This window comes from Shigella dysenteriae (assembly GCF_022354085.1).
Classification (GTDB): Bacteria; Pseudomonadota; Gammaproteobacteria; order Enterobacterales; family Enterobacteriaceae; genus Escherichia; species Escherichia coli.
In genome coordinates this window covers 2317224-2338954 of sequence record NZ_CP055055.1, presented here as the reverse complement: position 1 = coordinate 2338954, position 21731 = coordinate 2317224, and the positions used below count along the sequence as shown (strand labels likewise).

General features: G+C 47.9%; 16 protein-coding genes and 2 pseudogenes. 11 read left to right on the top strand and 7 right to left on the bottom strand.

Annotated elements, in window-relative coordinates; all coding sequences use genetic code 11:
* Positions 1 to 15 precede the first annotated feature (15 nt).
* The 9 genes and pseudogenes from yddG to narI all read left to right on the top strand — a co-directional run bounded on the left by yddG (position 16) and on the right by narI (position 13448).
* On the top strand, positions 16 to 897 hold the full coding sequence (gene yddG, locus HUZ68_RS11195; RefSeq protein ID WP_000198197.1) for an aromatic amino acid efflux DMT transporter YddG: 882 nt from the start codon (positions 16 to 18) through the stop codon (positions 895 to 897).
* 258 nt (positions 898 to 1155) lie between these two features.
* Complete coding sequence (ompC, locus tag HUZ68_RS11190; RefSeq protein ID WP_000768395.1) at positions 1156 to 2256, top strand: porin OmpC; 1101 nt, start codon at positions 1156 to 1158, stop codon at positions 2254 to 2256.
* A 163-nt stretch (positions 2257 to 2419) separates the two neighbouring features.
* Positions 2420 to 2902, top strand: a pseudogene (locus HUZ68_RS11185) (leucine-rich repeat domain-containing protein); the annotation flags it as partial.
* 845 nt (positions 2903 to 3747) lie between these two features.
* A complete protein-coding gene (gene espR1 / locus HUZ68_RS11180; protein WP_239594201.1) occupies positions 3748 to 5004 on the top strand; it encodes a T3SS effector leucine-rich repeat protein EspR1 in 1257 nt (418 codons plus the stop codon).
* 320 nt (positions 5005 to 5324) lie between these two features.
* Positions 5325 to 6713, top strand: coding sequence for a nitrate/nitrite transporter NarU (gene narU, locus HUZ68_RS11175; RefSeq protein WP_001625224.1), 1389 nt, complete (start codon positions 5325 to 5327; stop codon positions 6711 to 6713).
* 81 nt (positions 6714 to 6794) lie between these two features.
* The gene (gene narZ / locus HUZ68_RS11170) at positions 6795 to 10535 is read left to right on the top strand and encodes a nitrate reductase Z subunit alpha (protein WP_062892365.1); all 3741 of its coding nucleotides are present in this window, start codon (positions 6795 to 6797) and stop codon (positions 10533 to 10535) included.
* The gene (gene narH / locus HUZ68_RS11165) at positions 10532 to 12076 is read left to right on the top strand and encodes a nitrate reductase subunit beta (RefSeq protein ID WP_000702551.1); all 1545 of its coding nucleotides are present in this window, start codon (positions 10532 to 10534) and stop codon (positions 12074 to 12076) included. The genes narZ and narH overlap by 4 nt, the downstream gene beginning before the upstream one ends.
* The gene (narW, locus tag HUZ68_RS11160; RefSeq protein WP_044867356.1) at positions 12076 to 12771 is read left to right on the top strand and encodes a nitrate reductase molybdenum cofactor assembly chaperone; all 696 of its coding nucleotides are present in this window, start codon (positions 12076 to 12078) and stop codon (positions 12769 to 12771) included. The genes narH and narW overlap by 1 nt, the downstream gene beginning before the upstream one ends.
* Entirely contained in the window at positions 12768 to 13448 is a 681-nt protein-coding gene (gene narI, locus HUZ68_RS11155; RefSeq protein ID WP_000617115.1) for a respiratory nitrate reductase subunit gamma, read from the top strand. The genes narW and narI overlap by 4 nt, the downstream gene beginning before the upstream one ends.
* Positions 13449 to 13512: 64 nt before the next feature.
* Here narI and HUZ68_RS11150 read toward each other — a convergent pair whose 3' ends face one another.
* Positions 13513 to 14703 carry a DUF4303 domain-containing protein gene (locus HUZ68_RS11150; RefSeq protein ID WP_033815631.1) on the bottom strand — a complete coding sequence of 397 codons (1191 nt, stop codon included), beginning with the start codon at positions 14701 to 14703 and terminating at the stop codon, positions 13513 to 13515.
* A gap of 136 nt (positions 14704 to 14839) precedes the next feature.
* Between HUZ68_RS11150 and HUZ68_RS11145 the strand changes: the two genes are divergently transcribed.
* Positions 14840 to 15733 carry a PhzF family isomerase gene (locus HUZ68_RS11145; RefSeq protein WP_239594198.1) on the top strand — a complete coding sequence of 298 codons (894 nt, stop codon included), beginning with the start codon at positions 14840 to 14842 and terminating at the stop codon, positions 15731 to 15733.
* A 95-nt stretch (positions 15734 to 15828) separates the two neighbouring features.
* On the opposite strand, the gene nhoA is transcribed toward HUZ68_RS11145, so the two are convergent.
* Positions 15829 to 16674, bottom strand: coding sequence for an N-hydroxyarylamine O-acetyltransferase (nhoA, locus tag HUZ68_RS11140; protein WP_001625219.1), 846 nt, complete (start codon positions 16672 to 16674; stop codon positions 15829 to 15831).
* A 172-nt stretch (positions 16675 to 16846) separates the two neighbouring features.
* Here nhoA and HUZ68_RS11135 point away from each other — a divergent pair, with 172 nt between their 5' ends.
* Positions 16847 to 17416: a flavin reductase family protein gene (locus HUZ68_RS11135; RefSeq protein WP_000085901.1), complete on the top strand. Its 570-nt coding sequence runs from the start codon at positions 16847 to 16849 to the stop codon at positions 17414 to 17416.
* A gap of 3 nt (positions 17417 to 17419) precedes the next feature.
* On the opposite strand, the gene pptA is transcribed toward HUZ68_RS11135, so the two are convergent.
* From pptA to HUZ68_RS11110, 5 genes and pseudogenes are all read right to left on the bottom strand, one after another.
* Positions 17420 to 17647 carry a tautomerase PptA gene (gene pptA / locus HUZ68_RS11130; protein WP_001120147.1) on the bottom strand — a complete coding sequence of 76 codons (228 nt, stop codon included), beginning with the start codon at positions 17645 to 17647 and terminating at the stop codon, positions 17420 to 17422.
* Positions 17648 to 18241: 594 nt separating this feature from the next.
* Positions 18242 to 18640, bottom strand: a complete 399-nt coding sequence (locus tag HUZ68_RS11125) for a hypothetical protein (protein ID WP_000425544.1) — start codon at positions 18638 to 18640, stop codon at positions 18242 to 18244.
* A complete protein-coding gene (locus HUZ68_RS11120) occupies positions 18641 to 19081 on the bottom strand; it encodes a hypothetical protein (RefSeq protein WP_223718857.1) in 441 nt (146 codons plus the stop codon). It lies immediately after the preceding gene.
* Positions 19082 to 19087: 6 nt separating this feature from the next.
* Positions 19088 to 20500 (bottom strand): annotated as a pseudogene (locus HUZ68_RS11115) (RHS repeat-associated core domain-containing protein); the annotation flags it as partial.
* Positions 20501 to 20509: 9 nt separating this feature from the next.
* Entirely contained in the window at positions 20510 to 21646 is a 1137-nt protein-coding gene (locus HUZ68_RS11110) for an ISAs1 family transposase (protein WP_137563588.1), read from the bottom strand.
* Positions 21647 to 21731 lie beyond the last annotated feature (85 nt).

Below are 21731 nucleotides of genomic sequence, written 5' to 3'. Positions count from 1 at the left end.
GACAAAACAGCGAGCATGACACGACAAAAAGCAACGCTCATAGGGCTGATAGCGATCATCCTGTGGAGCACGATGGTAGGATTGATTCGCGGTGTCAGTGAGGGGCTCGGCCCGGTCGGCGGCGCAGCTGCTATCTATTCATTAAGCGGGCTGCTGTTAATCTTCACGGTTGGATTTCCGCGTATTCGGCAAATCCCGAAAGGCTATTTACTCGCCGGGAGTCTGTTATTCGTCAGCTATGAAATCTGTCTGGCGCTTTCCTTAGGGTATGCGGCGACCCGTCATCAGGCGATTGAAGTGGGTATGGTGAACTATCTATGGCCCAGCCTGACAATTCTCTTTGCCATTCTGTTTAATGGTCAGAAAACCAACTGGTTGATTGTACCAGGATTATTATTAGCCCTCGTCGGCGTCTGCTGGGTGTTAGGCGGTGACAATGGGTTACATTATGATGAAATCATCAATAATATCACCACCAGCCCATTGAGTTATTTCCTGGCGTTCATTGGTGCGTTTATCTGGGCAGCCTACTGCACAGTAACGAATAAATACGCACGCGGATTTAATGGAATTACCGTTTTTGTCCTGCTAACGGGAGCAAGTCTGTGGGTTTACTATTTTCTCACGCCACAACCAGAAATGGTATTTAGCACGCCAGTCATGATTAAACTCATCTCTGCGGCATTTACCTTAGGATTTGCTTATGCTGCATGGAATGTCGGTATACTGCATGGCAACGTCACCATAATGGCGGTAGGTTCGTATTTTACGCCCGTACTTTCCTCAGCGCTAGCAGCCGTGCTGCTCAGCGCCCCGCTGTCGTTCTCGTTCTGGCAAGGCGCGCTGATGGTCTGCGGCGGTTCCCTGCTCTGCTGGCTGGCGACACGTCGTGGTTAAAATAATTGCCGGGTCTACGGCCTGGCAGTTAATCAGATAAATTCCGACAATATTAAAAAATAAATTTCGAATACCAGTAATTCACCTTATATCTCATTTCGACTTCGATCACATATCGATAAATAATATTATTTCATCTATTTTTCTCATTGTTTTTAATCACCATTCTATTTTAAAAACAGTATGTCATTTATAAATGACGCCGTTTAAAATTCGTTTAGAAAATACGTTTAACGATAATTAAAAGGATTCTGTTAAATGAAATTAAAAATAGTTGCGGTGGTTGTAACTGGTTTGTTAGCTGCGAACGTAGCACACGCTGCCGAAGTCTATAACAAGGATGGTAATAAACTCGACCTTTATGGCAAGGTTACCGCTCTACGTTATTTTACTGATGATAAGCGTGACGATGGTGATAAAACTTATGCCCGTCTCGGCTTTAAAGGAGAAACGCAAATCAATGATCAAATGATTGGTTTTGGTCACTGGGAATATGATTTTAAAGGCTATAACGATGAAGCCAACGGCTCGCGCGGCAACAAGACCCGTCTGGCCTATGCTGGTTTAAAAATTAGTGAGTTTGGCTCTCTGGACTATGGTCGTAACTACGGTGTCGGCTATGACATTGGTTCATGGACCGATATGTTGCCAGAATTTGGTGGCGATACCTGGAGTCAGAAAGATGTCTTCATGACATACCGTACCACCGGTGTAGCAACCTATCGCAACTACGATTTCTTTGGCTTAATTGAAGGGCTGAACTTTGCCGCGCAATATCAAGGCAAAAATGAACGTACTGACAACAGTCATCTTTATGGTGCAGACTACACGCGTGCCAACGGTGACGGTTTCGGTATCTCCTCAACTTATGTTTATGATGGCTTTGGTATCGGTGCGGTATATACCAAATCCGATCGGACAAATGCGCAGGAAAGAGCCGCTGCTAATCCTCTCAATGCCTCCGGTAAGAATGCAGAACTGTGGGCCACAGGTATAAAGTATGATGCCAACAACATCTACTTTGCAGCTAATTACGCTGAAACATTAAACATGACCACCTATGGCGATGGTTATATCTCGAACAAAGCACAAAGTTTTGAAGTGGTGGCGCAATATCAATTCGACTTCGGCTTGCGCCCATCACTCGCTTACCTGAAATCGAAAGGCAAAGATCTGGGCCGCTACGGCGACCAGGACATGATTGAGTATATCGACGTTGGTGCGACGTATTTCTTCAACAAAAATATGTCGACCTATGTTGATTATAAAATCAACCTGATTGATGAAAGCGATTTTACCCGTGCCGTAGATATTCGCACCGATAACATCGTCGCTACGGGCATTACCTATCAGTTCTAACATCCTCTCCTGACCAGCCCTTCTCTGGGCTGGTTTTTGATTTAAGTACTGCTGTATGACTCCTTAAGTAAAAATGAGCAATTTTTGATATTTCTGGTCATTCACCTCAATTAATATTATTCCATACCCTCCGGGGACATCTTACTATAATATTTATTGATGAGTGATTATGACCAATATTAATACAGCTTGTGTAAAAAATAATGCCAGTTATCAATTTAATAACGCATTACCTAACAAAGAAACCATCTCCAGCAATTTTTGTGAACGACTAGAACAATGGGGTAATAAGTCGCTTAATAATGGTGAAGAAAGAGCAATTGCCGTGGAGCGAATTAAAGAAGCTTACAATTCGAACATGGCATCTCTTGATTTGTCATATCTTGATTTGAGTGAGTTGCCGCCTATCCCTTCGACAGTTAATACGTTAAATCTGGAAAACAATTGTCTAACTTGTCTTGACTTTGCTGACAATGCTAGTCTCGTCAATATCAACCTCAGCTTTAATAAAATTAAAACGATAACCTTTCCAAATGAATCAAAACTGGAAAATGTTTATATTGATCATAACGATCTGGAAAGTTTAGATTTTAAAAACCAAAATTCATTGATTAATCTGGAAGCACAAAATAACAACCTGACAAAAATTAATATTTCTGAAAGTTATAAACTGAAATTTCTTAATCTTGATTATAACAAACTATCATCACTGGATCTCTCCCGGCAAGAATCTCTGATTGAGTTAAGTGCCCATCACAATATGATCACTGACCTTATATTACACAATCATCCCAGGATGAAAACAATCACTTTAAACGACAACCATATTGCACATTTAAACACCAAAACCACTACAAAACTTGAATATTTAAACTTAAGCAATAACAATTTATTGCCAACCAATGATATTGAGCGACTAATATCATCAAAACATCTTTGGCATTTATTAGTTAACGGCATCAACAATGATCCACTTGCACAAATGCAGTACTGGACTGCAGTAAGAAATATAATTGATGACACTAATGAAGTGACCATTGATTTATCTTATAACCTGGCAATCACAAATATCGATACCAGTGATGAACATCTTGCAGAAGTAAGCGATAATTCAGAAGGTAATTATATAAAAGACAATGACTCAATGTCTATTCGTTATAGATCAAAATATTATTCCAGAGATTCCGCCTTAATAGAAGAAGAAACAATATTTTCTGACGCAGAACTAAAAGCTATTCTGCCTATGCGTCGCATGTACGGGGTTGGTGACTATAAGTCAAATTCCTCTTCTCTATCCTCACTCTCGGGGCTCAAGGACCCAACGGGCACACCCGTCTGTTATTATATTCATAATGAGAGTAAACCTTCCTTAGGTTATGGTCCAACATGCAATAATTGGTTAAGCCAATCCTTTACAACAGAGTTATAAAACACATCCTGATTTATCAAGGGTGATAAATCAGAAAAACATTGTATTACTACGGAGCAGTTATGAAATTCCCTTCAATATTTAACAAAATAAAACCACAATCCATACAGCAACATCCAGAAAAAAATCAACTTAACTGGATGCTCGAATTAAATAAATGGAAAGAAGAACGTATACTTACAGGTGAAATCCATCGTCCGGAATGCCGAAACGAAGCCGCTGAAAGGATAAGCTGTGCTTTTTTGTCGAAACAGAATGACATTGATTTATCAGGACTTAATTTAACTACTCAACCACCAGGGCTGCAAAACTTCACCTCTATCAATCTTGATAATAACCAACTCACACATTTTGATGCTACAAAATACGATAGACTCGTAAAGCTTAGTCTGAATAGTAATGCTCTTGAGTCAATAAATTTTCCTCAAGGCAGAAATGTAAGCATTACACATATATCTATGAATAATAATTGTCTCAGAAATATTGATATAGATAGACTTTCATCAATTACTTATTTTAGTGCGGCACATAGTCAGCTAGAGTTTGTGCAATTAGAATCTTGCGAATGGCTGCAATACCTGAATCTCAGCCATAATCAATTAACTGATATTGTTACAGGAAATAAAGAAGAACTCTTACTGCTGGATCTATCCCATAATAAACTAGCAAGTTTACACAATGCCTTATTTCCCAACTTGAATACGTTACTTATCAACAACAACTTGCTTTCTGAAATTAAAATGTTTTATAGCAACTTCTGCAAAGTTCAGACATTAAACGCTGCTAACAATCAGTTGGAAAAAATAAACCTTCATTTCCTGACTTATCTTTCATCTATCAAAAGTTTAAGGCTGGACAATAATAAAATAACCCGCATTGATACTGAGAATACATCCGATATTAGAAGTTTATTTCCAATAATAAAGAAGAGCGAAAGCTTAAATTTTTTAAATATTTCTGGCGAGAACAATTGCCCTACTATCCAGCTCATGTTATTTAATTTGTTTTCCCCAGCACTTAAGCTTAATACTGGCCTGGCAATTCTTTCGCCTGGTGCATTTGAAGATCACTCTGACGGATTAGATGTGGATAACGAATTGTTTCACTATACTATTAATAAAGCATATACCCCATATAATATACATACTTATAAAACAGAAGAAGTTGTAAACCAGAGGAATATAAAAATTAAAAATATGACCTTAGATGAAATAAACAATACTTATTGTAATAACAATTATTACAATGAGGCAATAAGAGAGGAACCGAGAGGCTTTCTGGACAGAACCTTTTCCTCCAGCTCATGGCCTTTTGAGTGAATAAATTATTGCTAATTCTATAAGTGTCTGGTCTTGTTAAGAATATAGTTAATATACAACCCTTTGGATTCATCATCTGAAGGGTGAATCATGACATGCGTTCAAAGATTACCCCCCCGTTTAATGGTTAGCTTGTCAGTTACATTTAGTAACACATATCTGGCTACCTAATCCCCATTCTGCCCCCGCGGTTACGCTTTCTTATCTATTCTTTCAATCAGCACTTCACCCAATTCATCCTTAATTCTAATAACTGGCTATTGCGCCTTACCTCCTGTTTTGTCTTTTTTCATTACCAATGTGTGCATGTGAGGAACAATATGGCACTGCAAAATGAGAAAAATAGTCGTTATCTTTTACGCGACTGGAAACCAGAAAATCCGGCCTTCTGGGAAAATAAAGGAAAACATATTGCTCGAAGAAACCTCTGGATATCAGTCAGTTGTCTACTTCTTGCCTTCTGTGTCTGGATGCTATTTAGCGCAGTTACCGTTAATCTCAATAAAATCGGTTTTAATTTTACTACCGATCAACTCTTTTTATTAACCGCATTACCCTCCGTTTCTGGCGCATTATTGCGTGTTCCCTACTCCTTTATGGTACCTATATTCGGTGGACGCCGATGGACGGTTTTTAGTACTGCAATCCTGATTATTCCTTGCGTCTGGCTTGGAATTGCCGTGCAGAATCCGAATACTCCTTTTGGGATCTTTATCGTTATCGCTTTGCTATGCGGTTTTGCAGGTGCGAACTTTGCTTCGAGCATGGGCAATATCAGTTTCTTCTTTCCAAAAGCCAGGCAAGGGAGCGCTCTTGGGATTAATGGCGGATTAGGAAACTTAGGTGTAAGTGTGATGCAGCTGGTTGCACCGCTGGTCATTTTTGTGCCCGTATTTGCCTTTCTCGGCGTCAATGGCGTCCCGCAGGCCGACGGTTCGGTGATGTCGCTGGCGAATGCCGCATGGATTTGGGTACCGCTACTGGCGATTGCCACGATCGCCGCCTGGTCAGGGATGAATGATATCGCCAGTTCACGCGCGTCAATTGCCGACCAGCTCCCTGTCTTACAACGCCTGCATCTCTGGCTGCTGAGCCTGCTTTACCTTGCCACCTTCGGTTCGTTTATCGGTTTTTCTGCGGGTTTTGCCATGCTGGCAAAAACCCAGTTCCCGGATGTGAATATTCTGCGCCTGGCGTTCTTTGGCCCATTTATCGGTGCCATCGCGCGGTCGGTTGGTGGTGCTATTTCCGATAAATTCGGCGGCGTGCGGGTGACGTTGATCAACTTTATTTTTATGGCGATTTTCAGCGCCCTGCTGTTCCTTACCTTACCGGGCACAGGCTCCGGTAATTTCATCGCCTTTTACGCCGTATTTATGGGGCTGTTTCTGACCGCGGGTCTGGGAAGTGGTTCTACTTTCCAGATGATCGCCGTCATCTTTCGCCAGATAACCATTTATCGGGTGAAGATGAAAGGCGGTAGTGATGAGCAAGCTCAGAGAGAAGCCGTCACCGAAACGGCGGCGGCTCTGGGCTTTATCTCAGCCATTGGCGCAGTGGGCGGCTTTTTTATTCCGCAGGCGTTTGGCATGTCGCTCAATATGACCGGCTCTCCAGTGGGCGCGATGAAAGTGTTTTTAATCTTCTACATCGTTTGTGTGCTACTGACCTGGCTGGTTTATGGTCGGCGGAAGTTCAGCCAAAAATAAGAGATCGATGCCTGATGTACAACCGTGTCGCATCCGACAAGGCATCAGATCCCAATTCATTCCTGGAGCAGGAGTCATGTCATGAGTAAACTTTTGGATCGCTTTCGCTACTTCAAACAAAAGGGCGATACCTTTGCCGATGGTCACGGACAGGTGATGCATAGCAACCGCGACTGGGAGGACAGCTATCGCCAGCGTTGGCAGTTCGACAAAATCGTGCGTTCCACCCACGGTGTTAACTGTACAGGCTCCTGTAGCTGGAAAATCTACGTTAAAAATGGTCTGGTGACCTGGGAAATCCAACAGACCGACTACCCGCGCACTCGCCCTGACCTGCCCAATCATGAACCTCGCGGCTGCCCGCGTGGCGCAAGTTACTCCTGGTATCTTTACAGCGCTAACCGCCTGAAATACCCGCTCATTCGTAAACGACTGATTGAACTGTGGCGCGAAGCCCTCAAACAACACAGCGATCCGGTACTGGCGTGGGCATCGATTATGAACGATCCGCAAAAGTGCCTGAGCTACAAACAAGTGCGTGGGCGCGGCGGGTTTATCCGCTCCAACTGGCAGGAACTAAACCAGCTGATTGCCGCCGCTAACGTCTGGACCATCAAAACCTACGGCCCGGATCGCGTTGCCGGTTTCTCGCCGATCCCGGCGATGTCGATGGTTTCTTACGCCGCCGGAACACGTTATCTGTCACTATTAGGTGGCACCTGTTTAAGCTTCTACGACTGGTATTGCGACCTGCCGCCCGCCTCGCCGATGACCTGGGGCGAGCAAACCGACGTACCGGAATCTGCCGACTGGTATAACTCCAGTTACATCATCGCCTGGGGGTCTAACGTACCGCAGACACGTACGCCGGACGCCCATTTCTTTACCGAAGTACGCTACAAAGGCACTAAAACCATCGCCATTACCCCTGACTACTCTGAAGTGGCCAAATTGTGCGACCAGTGGCTGGCACCAAAACAAGGCACGGATAGCGCCCTGGCGATGGCAATGGGCCATGTGATTTTAAAAGAGTTTCATCTCGATAATCCCAGCGACTACTTTATCAACTACTGCCGCCGCTATAGCGACATGCCGATGCTGGTAATGCTGGAACCTCGCGACGATGGTAGCTACGTACCCGGGCGCATGATCCGCGCGTCTGACCTGGTAGATGGACTGGGCGAAAGCAATAATCCGCAGTGGAAAACCGTGGCGGTTAATACCGCAGGTGAATTGGTAGTGCCGAACGGTTCGATTGGTTTCCGCTGGGGAGAAAAAGGCAAATGGAATCTGGAATCCATTGCCGCCGGTAAGGAAACCGAATTGTCGTTAACCCTGCTCGGTCAACATGACGCTGTTGCAGGCGTGGCCTTCCCCTACTTTGGCGGCATCGAAAATCCGCATTTTCGCAGCGTAAAACACAATCCGGTGCTGGTGCGCCAATTACCCGTTAAAAACCTGACATTAGCCGATGGCAGCACCTGTCCAGTGGTCAGCGTTTATGATTTGGTACTGGCGAATTACGGCCTCGATCGCGGGCTGGAAGATGAAAACAGCGCGAAAGATTACGCTGAAATCAAACCGTACACCCCAGCCTGGGGTGAGCAAATTACCGGCGTGCCGCGCCAGTATATTGAAACTATCGCCCGCGAATTTGCCGATACCGCCCATAAAACGCATGGGCGCTCAATGATTATCCTCGGTGCTGGCGTCAACCACTGGTATCACATGGATATGAACTACCGTGGGATGATCAATATGCTGATCTTCTGCGGTTGTGTCGGGCAAAGCGGCGGCGGCTGGGCGCACTATGTCGGTCAGGAAAAACTGCGCCCACAAACCGGCTGGTTGCCGCTGGCCTTTGCGCTCGACTGGAACCGACCACCACGCCAGATGAACAGCACCTCGTTTTTCTACAATCATTCCAGCCAATGGCGCTATGAAAAAGTCTCTGCGCAGGAGTTACTTTCACCGCTTGCCGATGCCAGTAAGTACAGCGGTCATCTGATTGATTTCAACGTTCGCGCCGAACGCATGGGCTGGCTACCTTCTGCGCCGCAGCTGGGGCGTAACCCGCTCGGGATTAAAGCTGAAGCCGACAAGGCCGGATTATCCCCCACAGAATTTACCGCCCAGGCGCTGAAATCGGGCGAGTTGCGTATGGCCTGCGAACAACCAGATAGCGGCAGCAATCATCCGCGTAATTTGTTTGTCTGGCGTTCTAACCTGCTTGGCTCCTCCGGCAAAGGCCACGAGTATATGCAGAAGTATCTGCTGGGGACCGAAAGCGGGATTCAGGGCAAGGAACTCGGTGCCAGCGACGGGATCAAACCGGAAGAAGTCGAGTGGCAAACTGCGGCGATTGAAGGCAAGCTCGACCTGCTGGTGACGCTCGACTTTCGCATGTCCAGCACCTGCCTGTTCTCCGATATTGTTCTGCCTACCGCCACCTGGTACGAAAAAGACGATATGAATACCTCGGATATGCATCCGTTTATTCATCCGCTTTCTGCGGCGGTCGATCCGGCCTGGGAGTCACGCAGCGACTGGGAAATCTACAAAGGTATTGCCAAAGCATTTTCGCAAGTGTGCGTGGGTCATCTTGGCAAAGAAACCGATGTGGTATTACAGCCACTGCTGCACGACTCTCCGGCAGAGCTCTCACAGCCGTGTGAAGTCCTCGACTGGCGCAAAGGCGAATGCGATCTGATTCCAGGTAAAACCGCACCCAATATTGTGGCGGTGGAGCGCGACTACCCTGCTACCTATGAACGCTTTACCTCGCTCGGGCCATTGATGGACAAACTTGGCAACGGCGGTAAAGGGATTTCGTGGAATACCCAGGATGAAATCGATTTCCTCGGTAAACTCAATTACACCAAACGTGATGGCCCGGCACAGGGGCGTCCACTGATTGACACCGCTATTGATGCATCAGAGGTCATTCTGGCACTGGCTCCAGAAACCAACGGTCATGTTGCAGTCAAAGCGTGGCAGGCGCTGGGCGAAATCACCGGACGCGAACATACCCATCTGGCGCTGCACAAAGAGGACGAGAAGATTCGCTTTCGCGATATTCAGGCGCAGCCACGTAAAATTATCTCCAGCCCCACATGGTCCGGTCTGGAAAGCGATCATGTTTCCTATAACGCGGGATACACCAACGTTCATGAGTTAATTCCGTGGCGCACGCTGTCGGGACGCCAGCAACTCTATCAGGATCATCCGTGGATGCGAGCTTTTGGTGAAAGCCTGGTGGCTTATCGCCCGCCTATTGACACCCGTAGCGTCAGTGAAATGCGCCAAATCCCGCCAAACGGCTTCCCGGAAAAAGCACTTAACTTCCTGACGCCGCACCAGAAATGGGGCATTCACTCAACCTACAGTGAAAACCTGCTAATGCTGACGCTTTCTCGCGGTGGACCGATTGTCTGGATCAGCGAAACCGATGCCCGAGAATTGACCATTGTCGATAACGACTGGGTGGAAGTGTTTAACGCCAATGGCGCGCTGACGGCCCGCGCGGTGGTCAGCCAACGTGTACCGCCGGGTATGACCATGATGTATCACGCCCAGGAACGCATTATGAATATCCCTGGTTCGGAAGTAACTGGCATGCGCGGCGGCATTCATAACTCGGTTACCCGCGTTTGCCCGAAACCAACGCATATGATTGGCGGTTACGCGCAGCTGGCCTGGGGCTTTAACTACTACGGCACCGTCGGCTCAAACCGTGATGAATTCATCATGATCCGCAAGATGAAGAACGTTAACTGGCTGGATGATGAAGGTCGCGATCAGGTACAGGAGGCGAAAAAATGAAAATACGTTCGCAAGTCGGCATGGTGCTTAACCTCGATAAATGTATCGGCTGCCATACCTGTTCGGTGACCTGTAAAAACGTCTGGACCGGACGCGAAGGCATGGAGTACGCATGGTTTAACAACGTCGAAACCAAACCGGGCATTGGTTATCCGAAAAACTGGGAAGATCAGGAAGAGTGGCAAGGCGGCTGGGTCCGCGATGTGAATGGCAAGATACGCCCGCGTCTGGGCAGCAAGATGGGTGTAATAACCAAAATCTTCGCCAACCCGGTGGTGCCGCAGATTGATGATTACTACGAACCTTTCACCTTCGACTACGAACATTTGCATAGCGCACCGGAAGGCAAACATATCCCTACTGCTCGCCCGCGTTCGCTGATTGACGGTAAGCGGATGGACAAAGTGATCTGGGGGCCAAACTGGGAAGAACTGCTGGGCGGCGAGTTTGAAAAACGTGCCCGCGACCGCAACTTCGAGGCCATGCAAAAGGAGATGTACGGGCAGTTTGAAAACACCTTCATGATGTACCTGCCGCGCCTGTGCGAACACTGCCTCAATCCCAGCTGCGTGGCGACCTGCCCAAGCGGCGCTATCTACAAACGCGAAGAAGACGGCATTGTGCTGATTGATCAGGATAAATGCCGTGGCTGGCGTTTGTGCATTAGCGGTTGTCCGTACAAAAAAATCTACTTCAACTGGAAAAGCGGCAAGTCAGAAAAATGTATCTTCTGTTACCCACGAATTGAGTCCGGTCAACCGACCGTATGCTCAGAAACCTGCGTGGGTCGCATCCGATATCTGGGCGTGCTGCTTTACGACGCCGACCGCATTGAGGAAGCGGCAAGCACCGAGCGCGAAGTTGACCTCTATGAGCGCCAGTGCGAAGTGTTCCTCGATCCACACGATCCCTCAGTGATCGAGGAAGCCCTGAAACAAGGTATTCCACAAAATGTGATTGACGCTGCCCAGCGTTCGCCAGTCTACAAAATGGCGATGGACTGGAAACTGGCACTACCGTTGCACCCTGAATACCGCACCCTGCCGATGGTCTGGTACGTTCCTCCGCTGTCACCGATTCAGTCCTACGCAGATGCGGGCGGTTTGCCGAAAAGCGAAGGCGTGCTGCCCGCTATCGAAAGCCTGCGTATTCCGGTGCAATATCTCGCCAATATGTTGAGTGCTGGCGATACCGGTCCGGTACTGCGGGCGCTGAAACGGATGATGGCGATGCGCCACTATATGCGTTCACAAACCGTGGAAGGCGTTACTGATACTCGTGCCATCGACGAAGTAGGCCTGAGCGTCGCCCAGGTCGAAGAAATGTATCGCTATCTCGCCATTGCCAACTATGAAGATCGTTTTGTTATCCCGACCAGCCATCGGGAAATGGCGGGCGATGCCTTCGCAGAACGCAACGGCTGCGGTTTTACCTTTGGCGACGGTTGCCACGGTTCGGACAGTAAATTCAACCTGTTCAACAGTAGCCGTATCGATGCCATCAACATCACCGAAGTGCGCGACAAAGCGGAGGGCGAATAATGCAGATCCTCAAAGTGATCGGCCTGTTGATGGAGTATCCGGACGAGCTGTTGTGGGAATGCAAGGAGGACGCGCTGGCGTTGATCCGCCGCGACGCGCCGATGCTTACGGATTTCACCCACAACCTGCTTAACGCGCCGCTGCTGGATAAACAGGCCGAATGGTGCGAAGTGTTTGACCGCGGGCGCACCACGTCGCTGCTGCTGTTCGAACATGTTCATGCCGAGTCCCGCGATCGCGGCCAGGCAATGGTGGACCTGCTGGCGGAGTATGAAAAGGTCGGCCTGCAGCTGGATTGTCGGGAACTGCCCGATTATCTACCGCTGTATCTGGAGTATTTAAGCATACTGCCTGGCGATCAGGCGAAAGAAGGATTGCTCAATGTTGCGCCGATCCTCGCCCTGCTTGGCGGTCGCTTAAAACAACGCAAGGCACCGTGGTACGCGTTGTTTGATGCTCTGCTGCAACTGGCAGGAAGTACACTTTCAAGTGACAGTGTCACAAAACAAGTAAACAGCGAAGAGCGCGATGACACCCGCCAGGCGCTTGATGCAGTGTGGGAAGAGGAACAGGTGAAGTTTATTGAAGATAACGCCACGGCGTGTGACAGCTCGCCGCTTAATCAATATCAGCGACGCTTTAGCCAGGATGTCGCGCCGCAGTATGTCGACATCAGTGCGGGAGGTGAGAAATGATTCAGTATCTGAACGTCTTTTTTTACGATATCTACCCGTACATTTGTGCGACGGTGTTTTTCCTCGGCAGCTGGCTGCGCTACGACTACGGGCAGTACACCTGGCGCGCCTCCTCAAGTCAGATGCTCGATAAACGCGGGATGGTGATATGGTCGAATCTGTTCCATATCGGCATTTTGGGGATCTTCTTCGGGCACCTGTTCGGCATGTTAACGCCGCACTGGATGTACGCGTGGTTTTTGCCAGTGGCAGCGAAACAACTAATGGCGATGGTGCTCGGTGGTATTTGCGGTGTGTTGACGTTGATTGGCGGCGCAGGACTGCTGTGGCGCAGGCTGACAAATCAGCGCGTGCGTGCCACTTCCACTACGCCGGATATCATCATCATGAGCATTTTGCTGATCCAGTGTCTGTTGGGGCTAAGTACCATACCGTTCTCAGCACAGTATCCTGATGGTAGCGAAATGATGAAGCTGGTGGGTTGGGCGCAAAGCATTGTCACTTTCCGTGGTGGATCGTCAGAGATGCTTAACGGTGTAGCGTTCGTCTTCCGCCTGCATCTGGTGTTGGGAATGACCATCTTCTTGCTCTTCCCGTTCACCCGACTGGTGCATGTGTGGAGCGCCCCGTTTGAGTACTTTACTCGTCGGTATCAGATTGTGCGCTCGCGGCGATAATTCTGCTTTTCAAAACCGCCTGTTTTTCTTGTCATGTGTTGTCAGAAAAACAGGCTTTTCAACCTTAATGATTATCTTCAAACTCTTCCAAAACATATTGAGCATGAAATTGAATACAGGGCCAGGATGAAACTAAACCAGCGCGAGCAGTGGGTTCTTCATTGGCGGTGATGGTGCAAAACCCTCTTCCTGGTGCCATTTCTTTTGCTATGGCTTCAACCAGCTCTGGATGATGACTAAGGACAAACTCTAACGGGGTGTAATCTAAGGGTAAATGACGTCCGTGGTCCCGAAATGCCAGATATGGAGCTGTTACTCCACGAAGCAAAATTTCTACAGGGAGCTGGGAAATGCGTTCTACCAATAAATTCATATGCCCAAGCCGCGCTATAGCCGCTGCAGCCCAACAGCGGTTACTCCCATCGGCTGTTTGATCGTCCAGCAGGCTTGTCAAAACAGCAATCACATCCTCATTAGATTCATTAATTTCTGCAATCAATTTACAGGCATTCCATGCTTTGTCTGCATTTTTAACTTCTTGCAGCAAAGCAGGTAACGCCAGTTGACCTAGTTGTTTGAGTAATACTTCGTAATCGTCTAAAAGTAGACCCGGCGTTTTTCTGCCAAATATTTGCGCGATTAATTCTGCTATCCGTGCTTGTGAAGGCAAACTTTTCAGATATTGCCTCTCCTGTTCAGCCTGAGAATATTGAGGAAAATATTGCAATATTTGTTTTTTTGTCAGACTTAACGGGATCAACTCACCAACCTCATCAGAGGCTATGGCGATAAAGTTTTTCTCCACTACCCCTTCACGTAAGAGTTGTAGTCGTGCTTTTTTGGCTGCTTTCGGAAAAACACGCAGGAATTGCGCGTACACCTCATACCAGGCATCAAATGTTCCATTAATAGCAGCGAACTCATGGCATTCATTAGCCCATTGTTCGCATTCTTCGTTAGGTTCATCATTGTACTTATGGTCCGCAGGCGACCAGCGTAAGTCCTGTGTGAGTTTTTCTACGTTTTGTGTAAATCCATTTTTCTGATAAGCAGTAACAATAGAGGCCAGGCTTTCCTCAGTGCCAACTGCCAGACAAGGCCAGTCAATGATGTCCCCATCCCCATAAAAACAATGAAACATGGCACCATAGATATGTTGGCATGGGTGTTCCTGATGTATATGTTTAACGGAAGCTACCATGTAATTAATGGCAGCCGTTTCCATCCCTTTCCAGTCAAATTGTACTTGCTTCATAAAGCGGTCCGTGTAAGGCAATATAGAGAGTTAACCATTTTATCCTGATAGTTATTTCAACATGACTTGCCAAGGATTAATTCAGAAAAGTGCCCTAAACAGGCTATGATAGTTCTCCAGTCACAGGAGAACGTTAATGAAACCGCAGGTTTACCACGTCGATGCTTTTACCTCTCAACCATTTCGCGGCAATTCTGCCGGTGTTGTTTTCCCCGCCGATAATCTTAGCGAAGCGCAAATGCAGCTTATCGCCAGCGAATTAGGTCATTCGGAAACTGCTTTTCTGCTGCACAGCGACGACAGCGATGTGCGCATCCGCTACTTTACGCCAACGGTTGAAGTTCCGATTTGTGGTCACGCGACAGTAGCTGCGCACTATGTACGTGCGAAGGTGTTAGGTTTAGGAAATTGCACGGTCTGGCAAACATCGCTGGCAGGAAAACATCGCGTGACTATCGAAAAGCACCACGATGATTATCGTATTTCGCTGGAACAAGGTACGCCGGGCTTTGAGCCACCGCTGGAAGATGAAACACGTGCGGCGATTATCAACGCGCTTCATCTCACTGAGGACGATATTCTGCCAGGCTTGCCAATTCAGGTGGCAACAACAGGACACTCAAAAGTGATGATCCCGTTGAAACCAGAAGTGGATATCGACGCCCTTTCGCCTGATCTTGCTGCGCTGAGCGCTATCAGCAAACAGATTGGCTGCAATGGTTTCTTCCCGTTCCAGATCCGCCCAGGCAAAAACGAAACCGATGGTCGCATGTTCTCGCCTGCGATTGGTATTGTGGAAGATCCGGTGACTGGCAATGCCAATGGCCCGATGGGTGCATGGTTGGTACATCACAACGTATTGCCCCACGATGGCAAGGTGCTGCGTGTTAAAGGCCATCAGGGGCGCGCATTGGGGCGTGACGGCGTGATTGAAGTGACGGTGACAATTCGTGATAACCAACCGGAAAAAGTCACCATTTCTGGCGCGGCGGTGATTTTGTTTCATGCCGAATGGGCAATTAAACTCTGAAACCGTTGCCTGATGCGCTTCGCTTATCAGGTCTACAACCGAGCTAATGTATGCCGGATAAGGCGTTTACGCCGCATCCGGCAACCTGACATAAATTATTTTCCCGCCTCCGGGTGCGTATCAAACGCCGCCATCACCAGCGCTAACTCATCCACGGTAAAGCCATGTTTCGCATCATCCACGCCCAGACCAAACTGTTCTTGCATCACAGCATATAATGACGCCACATCCGGTAGATTTCGCTGCTCCACCGCGTGCCCATTTTCATAATGGGTAAAATGAAAATTGGTCAGTGTCAGCTTGCCGCCGTCCGGCAAATGGCGGCACATCAGCAAATGATGGCGAAAATGCGACTGCGGCCAGTGCGCCGACCAGAAATTGCCCATCACATAATCGCTTTGTTGCTGCTCGCAGAGATCAAAACGGTACATCGACTGCCAATGCTGATGATGATTAAACTGCAACACCCAATCATCACCCTCCTGCAACAACCGATACTCTCCGTGTGGCGTGGTCTGCACGAGATCGGGAACTAAACGAATCGGCGCGGTTAGCGTCTGCCCACCGAAACCGACATCAGCAATCCATTTTTCCCCTTCCAGTTCAACCAACAGCAAACGATGGGTGCGCGGCGGTAATGCTGGCGGATTTGATAACACTACCCGCCCTAACAAGCTGCGAACGTTAAACCCCAGCTCGCGTAACACCCGCTCAAACACGCCATTCTGCTCAAAACAGTAACCGCCACGACGGGCTATCACCAGTTTCTCTTCCAGCGATTGATCATCAAGCTGTATTTCCCTCGGCAGCAAAACGTCGAGGTTTTCAAACGGAATGGTGCAATTGTGTTTCAGGTGCAATGCACGAAGCGTATCAATATTGACCGCAGCAGCTCCCGACCAGTTAATACGGGCAAAATAGTGATTCAGAATGGGCGTCATCAGGCGTTTCCCTTAGTGGTTTTCTCAACTTATAACCTGGAATAGACGCCGCACCGGCTATTTTGTGCGATCGCGGACATGCATCACGTTCGCAAATCGCCAATCCCGTTAATTTCGTTACTTATTGCGTTACGGACTACGCTTAAAAAAACCTTCTTCGCGAGGCGATACCATGAGCCGATTCATCCCCATAGAATTACACCATGCCAGCCGTCTGTTAAATCATGGCCCAACTGTCTTGATCACCAGTTTCGATGAGCAATCCCAGCGGCGTAACATTATGGCTGCAGCCTGGTCAATGCCGGTGGAGTTTGAACCTCCACGCGTGGCGATTGTGGTAGATAAATCGACATGGACCAGGGAGTTGATTGAACATAACGGTAAATTTGGCATCGTTATCCCGGGCGTTGCAGCAACTAACTGGACGTGGGCAGTGGGAAGTGTGTCGGGGCGTGAAGAAGATAAATTTAATTGCTATGGCATTCCGGTTGTGAGAGGCCCGGTATTTGGTTTGCCTCTGGTCGAGGAAAAATGTCTGGCGTGGATGGAGTGTCGCCTGCTACCTGCGACTTCTGCGCAAGAACAATACGACACACTGTTTGGCGAGGTAGTATCAGCAGCGGCAGACGCACGGGTATTTGTCGAAGGCCGCTGGCAGTTTGATGATGATAAGCTCAATACGTTGCATCATTTAGGTGCTGGCACGTTTGTTACTAGCGGCAAGCGTGTTACGGCGGGTTAAGCATTACATGCTGTAACCAGGTTTCTTTATCAAAGCCTCCATTTGGGGCGCGATTTCGGCATCCCAGATAGCTTGCCATGATTCTGGTTGAATCTGCTGTAGAGAAATGCTTATCGAGCTATCTTTACTGTTCAGATGGCGAATAATAACGTCGGTAATATCTGCAGCAAGTGCTGCTTTTTGTTGTTCGTCCAGTTCACGCGGAAAACATTTAATGTCGATGTGCGGCATGATTGTGCTCCTTTTGAAAGATGTCAGTAAAATTAACACACATTGTGAATGTCGTATGTCCGGTGATGCGTTTTTACGACAATAATGCCTACTTGAAATTGTAGATATTTGCACTACACCCTTTTAAATAAAGCACCAACAAATCGTCAACTTGCAGAACATATTCTTCTGCCTACATACCATTAAGAAAACATCAAGTTCCCGACTTGCCAATTTATTAACGCCCATTATAGACGCTGAAACAAGCTACGGACAAAGGAGATGCCAAAATTACCGGCAATGCAGAAAAACTCAACGAACCATGGCTCTTTACCACAGCAGCCGGGGTTGTTTGGGACCGACTTCCGACAGCAGATCCCGGTGGGCCTGCCACCATCTCTTCACAAGCTTATGCTTATTACATGCAAAACGTCCCGTTTTGCATCTTTGTGCCTACGGCACACAGTGATCTTTCCCTGGTCCCTGTCCCGGATTGTAGTACCGGTGCCAGTTGTAGTGCAGTTCGGATTCGTCGTCATACTGCTAGCCCGGATGGCGGAGCAGTTGCTCTAGTCACTCAGAATATTGTAATAGTGATAGAGTGCAGTGCCGGTTTCAATATCCTAACGCTGGTCTTTTGCCTGTATTAACTGATTTAGCTGGTTTGCTACATATTAATGCCTTCAGATTTTCCCTTTCCTTGTCTGTGATACTGTCGCAAACCCTACTAGCCCATTCTACTTCACTCTTCTCCAGGCATTCTATTTTCTTATTGCTCATTGTTCTAATGTTTGGTGTTGCATCTCCATTTAATAACATCCATGTTTCATTTTTCTTCATAAAACATCTTCCATTATGTTCAAAGATATTAGGTGTGAATATATTATCAGAATCCCATGTTACGACTTGCTCGAGGGCTATATTATCTTGATAGTCCATGCCAGCATTATAATAATCACAAGATATAATTATCATGGAAATAATTATCACTAATATCTTCCCAAGCATTTCCATTTACTTTACCTCTTGAAATTCAAATGGGAATCCAGTGAAAGGACCTTTAGGCATAATATATCTTTGATATCCATAAAGCTCACCGAGCACTTGTAGGCTTATAGGCGCATTTGTATTCATAGAGGGGTTGTTAAACCCGCACGCCTCAAAAATCATGTTCGTTCGGCTAAAACAATTATTTAAAACAGGAAGAGGCCCGAGGTTAATAGTTTTTAGTTTTTTATTAAGGTCTATTGCCTTATTCATCATACATTGTTCTTCTTCATCTGTTGTATCTATTATCCAAATCCAGGTATCTCTGCGGGATTGTATCTTTTTAAAATAATCAGAGACAGAGGCTCCCATCTCATCCCCAGTTCCCGAACTCATTAATCCATATCGATTTGCCGCCGCAGCATGCCCAAAAGGATTATCAGGAACGGGGCCGTTACCTATTATCATAGTACTAAGCCCTAATGGATCAACGTGTTGCACTGGATTCAGCGGATATTGGTACAGATTCCATCCCCCCTTCAGCCCAATCGGGTCCTGGATGATATACCGCCCCTGCAACGGATCGTAGTACCGGTGACGGTTATAATACAGCCCCGACTCCTCATCGTGTTGCTGCCCTGGCAGACGGTACGGCTGGTGCAGGTGATGCGGGTTTTCCTCATTCAGCAGGTTTCCCCACTCATCATACTCCCCGCTTCACGCAGTATTGCCGTCTTCGCTGATGAGCGCCAGCGGCAGGCCCCGGTGGTCGCAGTGGTAAAAATGAACTTTTCGCGCCGGTGTGTATTCCGGCTCCACCTGTCTGGCCAGTTGCTCCACCGTCAGCCCGCACTGCGCAAGCCACGCCCGGCTTGCACTGCTCACGCGGTCTGCCCGGATTTCTTCCTCCAGTCTGTCCAGCAGCCGCACCAGTTCAGCCGGAAATACCACGCCGTGCCCGTCCTCGCTCCCTTCCTGCTGCATCTTCTCCGCCAGGCTGCGGCGCTGCGCTTTCTCCCGCTCGCCGTTCTCTGTCTCGACCCGGATGAGCGGCGTGAAGCTTCCCGGCTCGTATACCGTCTGGATACGTGTGGTGTCAGTCTGCACCGTCGTCAGCCTGTCGCCGTCCCACCCGTACCATGTCTCCTCCGGTTTACGCGACAGCGACATCCATCCCGTCAGGTCACGCCCGCGACGCCACACCCGTTTTGCCATTCGCCGTCCCAGCGGGTCGTAGAGGTAGCGGCTCTCGACCAGTGGCTCGCCATGCTGTATCCGCGTGTAGAACACCAGCCGGTGCTGGCTGTCGTAGTGATAGTGGTGGGTGCGCTCGTCGTGCATCCGGATAACCCCTTCCGGGATACGGTCCGTCTTCTCCGCCAGCCTGCCGTATTCATCGTAGCGATAGACATAGTGCGCATCTTCCGCGATGCGGTTATCCGGCCACGCCGTGAAGGTACTGTCCGGGTGCAGTTCCGGGTCCGGCAGCCGGTTTCCCGCCGGGTCTGTTGCATACGGGATATCGATATCCAGGTTCGCCGCCGTGGTGTGGACGCCCGTCAGCCTTCCCGTGTCACTGTAACGGTACTCCCGGCTCTCCTGCGGGCCGCTGATGCGGATTAGCTGTCCGTTGTCGTTCCAGTCGTAGTCACGGTCAAGCTGCGGAAGGTTCAGGTGCCTGCTCTGGAGCTGGCCGCTGGTATTCCAGGCGGTGGCAAGTTCATATGCCTCCCCGCCGAAGCTGCGGGCCATCTCACGGTGCAGCCGGTCCCGCGTGTACTCGACCAGCGGCGTTCCGCCCAGCTTCATCCCCGCAAGATAACCGCTGCCATACGTCAGCCACTCCACCGGCGGCAGACCGTCCGGCTCCTGACGGGTCGCCAGCCCAGGGCAAGATTACGAAAGCCCGCTCCCCGCAAGGACTGACGCCAGATAGTTTCTGTCCATGGCTGCTTTTCGCATCTTACGTCTTAACCCTGCCTTGAATACCTTATCATTCGTCAAAATATTAATAGCAATGTGCCGTATCCCTGAAAATAATTCTACTGCATTTCCTCTTCTTATTTTGCAGTCGTCTTCATTCATTACCACGTCCAGACGCCAGTGCAGCTTATTCTCCACGTGCCAGTGGTTTCGGATTGCTGTGGCGAACTTCTCTGCGGTTAAATCAGCAGAACTGATATAATATCTGACCGTCATTTTTGGCTCTTTCTTTTGTTCTGCTATTATGGACCGAAAGGAGACTGCCACGCATAATTTCTTCAGCCCTTTCCATTCAAACGTGAAATCAATAAGTTCATCAGGGACATCGCAAACAATATGAAGACGGATTTCTTCTCTGCCGTGACTCTTTTCACTGATTGCGTAACTGTCATACTCTGGATTATTTAATTCTTTCAGCGGAAATTTTTCCTCAAAGGCTTTATTTAGCCGCCCCTGGTTTCCTTTTACCGCGAATAAATAATCACCTCCCTGTTTTTGTATCTTCTCTGCAATATCTTTCTGGCAACCCATCGCATCAGTTGTGATGATTTTTCCTTTAATATCCAGCATGTTAAGAAGTTCAGGGATAGCTGTAATTTCATTGGATTTCTCATCCGTCCTGATCTGTCCGATGACCAGACTGTGCATTGTTGAGAACGCACTAATGACATGAATCGCTCCCCTGCGGCGACTCTTGTCATAAGAGTGCCGGAGCGTTTTTCCATCAATTGCAATGACGTCTTTATCATCTGAAGAATGGCAGTCACGCATCCAGTTAATAAAGTACTCGTGAAATTTTGCAGGACTGATACAGGATACAACTCTGGCGATGGTATCGTGAACAGGAATACCATTTTCAAAATTACCGTATTGTTTTAAAAAATCGAGATGTGTTTCCCCAAAATCCTCTATATCTTCCCAACCTTCCGCACCCGAAATAACGGCACAAATAGTCAACAGTAGAATATCCGATAATTTATGTTCCACTTTCCAGGCTTGTCTGTAATCGGGGATAATAGAAATATGTTCCATCAATTTTTTAAGTTCCATTTTGTTCTCCTTAATTATGTAAGGAGTATTTGATCATGTATAAGCAATAAAAAACAGCTTTAGGTAATGAGGAATATCTCAATTT

Bases quoted from the DNA above. Each gene is read 5' to 3' on its own strand.
- yddG (WP_000198197.1), top strand. From the start codon at position 16: ATGACACGACAAAAAGCAACGCTCATAGGGCTGATAGCGATCATCCTG.
- ompC (WP_000768395.1), top strand. From the start codon at position 1,156: ATGAAATTAAAAATAGTTGCGGTGGTTGTAACTGGTTTGTTAGCTGCG.
- espR1 (WP_239594201.1), top strand. From the start codon at position 3,748: ATGAAATTCCCTTCAATATTTAACAAAATAAAACCACAATCCATACAG.
- narU (WP_001625224.1), top strand. From the start codon at position 5,325: ATGGCACTGCAAAATGAGAAAAATAGTCGTTATCTTTTACGCGACTGG.
- narZ (WP_062892365.1), top strand. From the start codon at position 6,795: ATGAGTAAACTTTTGGATCGCTTTCGCTACTTCAAACAAAAGGGCGAT.
- narH (WP_000702551.1), top strand. From the start codon at position 10,532: ATGAAAATACGTTCGCAAGTCGGCATGGTGCTTAACCTCGATAAATGT.
- narW (WP_044867356.1), top strand. From the start codon at position 12,076: ATGCAGATCCTCAAAGTGATCGGCCTGTTGATGGAGTATCCGGACGAG.
- narI (WP_000617115.1), top strand. From the start codon at position 12,768: ATGATTCAGTATCTGAACGTCTTTTTTTACGATATCTACCCGTACATT.
- HUZ68_RS11150 (WP_033815631.1), bottom strand. From the start codon at position 14,703: ATGAAGCAAGTACAATTTGACTGGAAAGGGATGGAAACGGCTGCCATT.
- HUZ68_RS11145 (WP_239594198.1), top strand. From the start codon at position 14,840: ATGAAACCGCAGGTTTACCACGTCGATGCTTTTACCTCTCAACCATTT.
- nhoA (WP_001625219.1), bottom strand. From the start codon at position 16,674: ATGACGCCCATTCTGAATCACTATTTTGCCCGTATTAACTGGTCGGGA.
- HUZ68_RS11135 (WP_000085901.1), top strand. From the start codon at position 16,847: ATGAGCCGATTCATCCCCATAGAATTACACCATGCCAGCCGTCTGTTA.
- pptA (WP_001120147.1), bottom strand. From the start codon at position 17,647: ATGCCGCACATCGACATTAAATGTTTTCCGCGTGAACTGGACGAACAA.
- HUZ68_RS11125 (WP_000425544.1), bottom strand. From the start codon at position 18,640: ATGGAAATGCTTGGGAAGATATTAGTGATAATTATTTCCATGATAATT.
- HUZ68_RS11120 (WP_223718857.1), bottom strand. From the start codon at position 19,081: ATGATAATAGGTAACGGCCCCGTTCCTGATAATCCTTTTGGGCATGCT.
- HUZ68_RS11110 (WP_137563588.1), bottom strand. From the start codon at position 21,646: ATGGAACTTAAAAAATTGATGGAACATATTTCTATTATCCCCGATTAC.